The following is a 5,541-nucleotide window of genomic DNA, read 5'->3' as shown; positions in this document are numbered from 1 at the left end:
CCCCACGTCTCACCACCGGCCGGCACATCCCACTGCACCGTGCCCCGCCACGCCGTCATGCCCGAGTACCGCAACGGGTAACGGTCACCGAACATCACGGCCCGCGTCACGCTGCCGATGCCATCGGCGCCGATCACCACGTCGTACGCGTCGGCCAACGCCGCCGGATCCGCCACCGCGGTCCCGAAGCGCACCGTGCCCGGCGGCAACGCCTCCGCCAGCAACCCCAGCAACGCCGGCCGCGACAGCAACAGCACCCCCTCACCGTGCCGCCGACGGATGCGCGCCACGTCCAACGTGGCGATCAGCGAACCGTCCGGCCGGCGCATCGCCCCGTCCGGCTGCGCGCGCCCCCGTTGCCGCGCAGCCGGGCCGACCCCGAGGCGGTCCAGCGCCCGTAACGCCGACGGCCAGATCCCCAGACCGGTGCCGGTCCCGGGCAGCCCCGTGGCCCGCTCGAACACCGTCACCGTCCAGCCGGCCCGCAGCAGCCCGTTGGCCACCGCCAACCCACCGATCCCGCCTCCGACGACGGCCGCTGAACCTTGCATGACCCGACCGTACTACAGATGTAGTCGACAGCACTACTCCTGTAGTCTCCACCCCGTGGACGCCCGCCAACGCCAACTCCTCGACGCCGCCATCACCGTCCTCGGCACCCGCGGCCCCCGCCACCTCACCCACCGCGCCGTCGACGAGGCCGCCGGACTACCCACCGGCTCCACCTCCAACCGCTACCGCACCCGCGAAGCCCTCCTCACCGGCGTCCTCACCCGCATCCTCGAAGCCGAAACCACCGGCTGGAACCACCTCGCCACCCACCTCGACCCCATCGACCCCGACACCTTCACCACCACCCTCGGCACCCTCGTCCACCAACTCGCCACCACCGGCCGCACCCTCACCCTCGCCCGACTCGCCATCTTCGCCGAGGCCGCCCACCAACCCGCCCTGCGCCACCACATCACCCACGGCCGACAACAACTCGCCACCTGGGCCACACCCCTGCTCGCCGCCCTCGGCGCCCGCCACCCGGCCACCGCCCTGGCACTCCTGCTCGCCCTCATCGACGGCCTGCTCAACTACCAACTCGCCAACCCCGACCCGACCTTCGACCCCACCGCCGCGCTCGCCGCCGTCCTACCGGCCATCCTCGACGCCGGACCCGCCTGACCCCGCGGCCACCCGCACCACCGACCGATTCGTCCGATTGGCCCGCACCGCCTCCCGCTGCTGCGCTGCCGTCACCTCGATGTAGGTCTGCGACGACGCCAACGACGCGTGCCCCAACAACCGCATGATCTCCGCCGCGCCCGCACCGTCCTCCGCCAACCGCGTCGCGAACGTGTGCCGCAACGCGTGCAACCGCGCCCCACGCGGCACCCGGTCACCGATGCCGGCCCGCCGGTAACAGGACTCCACCAGATACTGCAGACCACCCCGACGCAGCGGCACACCCTGCCGATCCACCAGCAACGCCGAATCCGGCCGCACCGTACGCGAACCGAACCGCCGCACCCGGGAGTCCAGATAGTCCCCGATCACCGCGTCCACATCCGACTCCACCGGCATCACCCGAGGCCGCCCACCCTTGCCCGACACCTCCAACCGCCGTTCACCTGGCCGACCGCCGAGCGAGCCGACCCGTAGCGCCAGCAGCTCCGACAACCGCAACCCCGCGCAGAGCGCCAGGGCCAGCACCGCCACGTCCCGCTCCGGCCACGGATCACGCTGTCGACCCTCGCCACGCGCGGCCGAGGCCAGCAACAGCTCCGGGGTGTCCTCACCCCGCAGCGGCTTGGGCTGGGGGAGTGGAGCGCGGGGCCGACCCACCGCCGGCATCGGATTGCCCGTCACCACCTGCTCGGCCACCAGGAACGAGAAGAAGCCGTTCCAGGTGGACCAGGCCCGCCCGACCGAGGCGGCGGCCCGGTCGGCGGCGAACCGCGCGAACGCCGACCGCAGCAGCCCGGGGAAGAGGGCGCCGATCCGAAGATCGGCCAAGGGGAGGGGAGGGGTGGCCAGCTCCGCCGCGAGCGCCGCCACCGCGAGCAGGTCCCGCCGGTACGCCGCCTGGGTGTGGGGGGAGGGCTTGCGAGTGGCCCGTGCGGTCAGGAACTCCTCGATCAGCGCGACAACCCTATTATCCGATTTGTCATGCATAAGGCATATTATGCATGTTTCTCGGGTTGGCTGGCAACGCGAGGGGAGCGGGGAAGGGCGGTCGTCGAGCAGCGCTAGGGTCAACCGCGAACGGTTCGACGTCGAGAGGTGAGGGGGCGGCATGGCCCGTGACGTGCTCGATAACGCGACCTGGCGCCGGAGCACCCGCAGTCTGAACGGCAACGCCGAGTGCGTCGAGGTCGCGATGACACCACACGCCGTGGGCGTACGCGACTCCAAGGACCGGCGCGGCCCGCGCCTCGTGGTGACCACACGCGGCTGGGCGGCGTTCGTCGACGCCGTCAAGCGCCGGACGTTGCACTGAGTCCACCCTGGTCCTCGGGGTGGCGTACCGAGCCCTCGGGGACGGGGTTTCGGTGCCCGAGCCCCACTACTTTACATAATGTAGATTATCGAATCAGGCCGTACCGCCTGAGCGGCGGTCGTTCCCGCACCTGATCGACGCGGCTGAACGCAACGGCGGTCCATGTCGTCACCGCCCTGGCGGGACGGGTTACTGCTGTCGCCGCCGGGCCTGAGCTACTGAGCGACCTGCTGGAAAGGCGCGAGTCTCTCGTCACCATCTCCTCGGGGAGCACGTACTACGAAGTTCCCTGGCCTTCCTGACGAGCACGCAGGGCCGGCAGTCCTGAGCTTCTTTCCTGCTCGCGATGGGCCCCGCCCCTCCCCGGACCGGGCCCCGGGTCGCCCGGTTGTCGTTCAGGCGCCCTGGCCCTGGTTCTGCATCAGGCCACCGTCGATGAAGTACGTCGAACCCGTCACGTAGTCGGCGTCGTCGCTGGCCAGGAAGACCGCCACCTTGGCGATCTCCGCCGGCTGCGCGGCGCGCTTGAATGGGATGCTCTGCACCTGCTCGGCGAGATACTCGGGGTCGTCGATCGCGCGTTGGTTGAAGGGTGTGAGCACCATCCCCGGTCCGATGTTGTTGACGTTCATGTGCATCGGGGCGACCTCCAGGGCGAGGCTCTTGGCGAACTCCAGCAGGGCGCCCTTGCTGGTGTCGTAGTCGGCGCCACCGGCACGGGCAACCTCCTGGTGGATCGACGTGGTATTGATGATCTTTCCGTATCCCCCCTGCTCCCGGCGGTGCCGCACGAACCGCCGGGAGCAGAAGAAGGCGCCGTAGACGTTGATCCGGATGGCCCGGTCGAAGGTCTCGGTGTCCAGGTCGGCCACCTGGATGCCGGAGGCGTCCACGCCGGCGTTGTTCATCAGGATGTCCAGGGTGCCGAAGGCGGCCAGGGCCTCGTCGAACATCGCTTCGACCTGGTGTTCGACGCTGATGTCGCCCTGCACCACCACGGCCTGGCGGCCGGCCTGCTCCACCATGGCTGCGGTGTACTCGGCGCCGGCGTGGTCGTGCAGGTAGTGCACCACGACGTCGGCTCCTTCGCGGCCGAACTCGATCGCGGTGGCCTGCCCGATCCCCGAGTCGGAGCCGGTGATCAGGGCGGTCTTTCCTGCGAGGCGTCCGGTCAACTGGCTGCTCCTTCCGTACGGCCCGTACCGGCCGGCACGGGGTGTCGCGGTCGGCCCGCGGCGGTACGTTGCTCGACGGCCTCGGTGAGTCGACCGGCGGCGTTGATCAGTCCGATGTGGGAGAAGGCCTGCGGGAAGTTGCCGAGTTGTTCCCCGGTGACCGGGTCGATCTGCTCGGCGAAAAGACCGAGGTCGTTGACCCGGGTGGCGAGTTGCCGGAACAGTTGTTCGGCGCGGTCCACCTCGCCGGCCAGTGCCAGGCAGGTGACCAGCCAGAAGGAGCAGATGACGAAGCCTGCCGGGTCGCCGTCCCAGCGGCGCAGCAGCCCGTGGTGGGAAAGTTCGCGTTCGACGACGCTCATCGTGGAGCGCATCTGGGGGTGGTCGGCGGGCAGGAAGCCGACCAGCGGCATGAGCAGCACGGAGGCGTCGAGTTCGGCGGAGCCGAAGGCTCCGGTGAAGGCGCCGAGGTGGTCGTTCCAGCCCTGCCTGAGCACGGCCTGGCGGATCTCGTCGCGGGCGGTGGCCCAGCGGGTCAGGTCGGTCCGGTCGCCGAGTCGGGTGCCGAAGCGGACCGCCCGGTCCAGTGCGGTCCAGCACTGGACCTTGGAGGAGACGTAGTGGCGTTCGGCGTCGCGGGACTCCCACATGCCGGCGTCCGGCCGACGCCAGGTCAGTGCCGCCTGGTCGGCGAGGTCGCGCAGCAGTTGCCGGACGTCGGGGGCCATCGGGTCGAGGTAGTGGCGCATCAGCCAGGCCGCGTCGAGGACCTCGCCGAGTACGTCGTTCTGGCGTTGTTTCCAGGCGTCGTTGCCGATGGTGACGGGGCGGCTGTCGGCGTATCCGCGGAGGTGGTCGAGGTGGTGTTCGGTGAGGTCCCGCTCCCCCTGTACGCCGTACATGATGGGTACGGGTTTGTCGCTGATGCGTCCGGTGGCGTGGGCGACCCAGGTGAACTGTCGGGTCGCCTCGTCGGGGCAGGCGGCGCGCCAGAGGGCTTGGAGGGTGAGGCTGAAGTCGCGTACCCAGACGTAGCGGTAGTCGTAGTTGCGGTTGCCGCCGGGCTCCTCGGGTAGGGAGGTGGTGGCGGCGGCGACGATGGCGCCGCTGGGTTGGTAGGTCATGCCCTGGAGGACGATGGCGCTGCGGCGGACCTGGTCGGCGAAGAGGCCGCGGTACTGGTTGCGGTGCAGTTCGGCCCAGGAGCGCCAGCCGGCGACGGTGTCGGCGATGGCCTGGTCGGCGTCGGGCAGGGTGGGTGGGTCGGCGTCGTAGGTGGGTGCGTGTCCGAGGGTGAACCGGTGGGTTTCGCCGGCTCGCACGGTGAAGCTGGCGGTGGCGTTGCCCTGGGCGCGGGTCAGTGGGACGTCGCCGCGCAGGTTGAGTCGGCAGGCGCCGGCGTTGGCGTCGATGGTGCCGTCGTGTTCGGTGAGGTAGGCGGTGACCTGTCCGTATTCGAACCGGGGGCGGTAGTCGAGGCGGATCGGGACTTCTCCGGTGAGTCCTTCGACGACGCGGGCCAGTACGTGGGGTGAGTGCAGGCCGATGTCGTGGCCGCGGGCGCCGGGTTGCAGGGCGAGGGCGTCGGTGAGGGCGACGCTGCCGTGGGCGGTGGTGAAGACGGTCCGCAGCACGAGGGTGTCGTCGAGGTAGGACCGCGCGGTGGTGAAGGGTTCCTCGGGTTGGATTGCCCAGTGGCCGGCGTGTTCGTCGAGGAGGCGGGCGAAGACGGAGGGGCCGTCGAAGCGCAGTGGGCACCACCAGTTGATGGAGCCGGCGCGGTCGACCAGGGCGGCGGTGCGGCCGTCGGCGAGGAAGCCGTGGTCGGCGATGCGGGTGGTGTCCACGGCGGTGGTTACCCCGGGGCGGGGGTGGCAT

At 70.5% G+C, this 5,541-nt stretch carries 6 protein-coding genes; 2 read left to right on the top strand and 4 right to left on the bottom strand.

All coding sequences use genetic code 11. The annotated features are described in order from the left end of the window. On the bottom strand, nucleotides 1-551 hold a 551-nt coding region (locus tag C1I93_RS27745; protein WP_181445360.1), incomplete at its 3' end, for an FAD-dependent monooxygenase. A gap of 55 nt (nucleotides 552-606) precedes the next feature. Between C1I93_RS27745 and C1I93_RS27740 the strand changes: the two genes are divergently transcribed. Continuing rightward, nucleotides 607-1,173 (top strand): TetR/AcrR family transcriptional regulator, encoded by a 567-nt coding sequence (locus tag C1I93_RS27740; RefSeq protein WP_111246224.1) that lies wholly within the window; start codon nucleotides 607-609, stop codon nucleotides 1,171-1,173. Here C1I93_RS27740 and C1I93_RS27735 read toward each other — a convergent pair. After that, the gene (locus C1I93_RS27735) at nucleotides 1,141-2,163 is read right to left on the bottom strand and encodes a tyrosine-type recombinase/integrase (protein ID WP_111246223.1); all 1,023 of its coding nucleotides are present in this window, start codon (nucleotides 2,161-2,163) and stop codon (nucleotides 1,141-1,143) included. The genes C1I93_RS27740 and C1I93_RS27735 overlap by 33 nt on opposite strands. 121 nt (nucleotides 2,164-2,284) lie before the next feature. Here C1I93_RS27735 and C1I93_RS27730 point away from each other — a divergent pair, with 121 nt between their 5' ends. Then, on the top strand, nucleotides 2,285-2,488 hold the full coding sequence (locus C1I93_RS27730; RefSeq protein WP_111246222.1) for a DUF397 domain-containing protein: 204 nt from the start codon (nucleotides 2,285-2,287) through the stop codon (nucleotides 2,486-2,488). A 395-nt stretch (nucleotides 2,489-2,883) separates the two neighbouring features. Here the strand turns inward: C1I93_RS27730 and C1I93_RS27725 are convergent, their stop codons facing one another. Next, a complete protein-coding gene (locus C1I93_RS27725) occupies nucleotides 2,884-3,663 on the bottom strand; it encodes a glucose 1-dehydrogenase (RefSeq protein WP_111246221.1) in 780 nt (259 codons plus the stop codon). After that, nucleotides 3,660-5,510, bottom strand: a complete 1,851-nt coding sequence (locus C1I93_RS27720) for a glycoside hydrolase family 15 protein (protein ID WP_111246220.1) — start codon at nucleotides 5,508-5,510, stop codon at nucleotides 3,660-3,662. The genes C1I93_RS27725 and C1I93_RS27720 overlap by 4 nt, the downstream gene beginning before the upstream one ends. Nucleotides 5,511-5,541 lie beyond the last annotated feature (31 nt).

The sequence above is a fragment of the Micromonospora endophytica genome (assembly GCF_003236305.1).
In the GTDB taxonomy this organism is placed as follows: Bacteria; Actinomycetota; Actinomycetes; order Mycobacteriales; family Micromonosporaceae; genus Micromonospora; species Micromonospora endophytica.
Note: the sequence above shows the minus strand (reverse complement) of the source record. Positions and strands in the feature narration are given on the sequence as shown.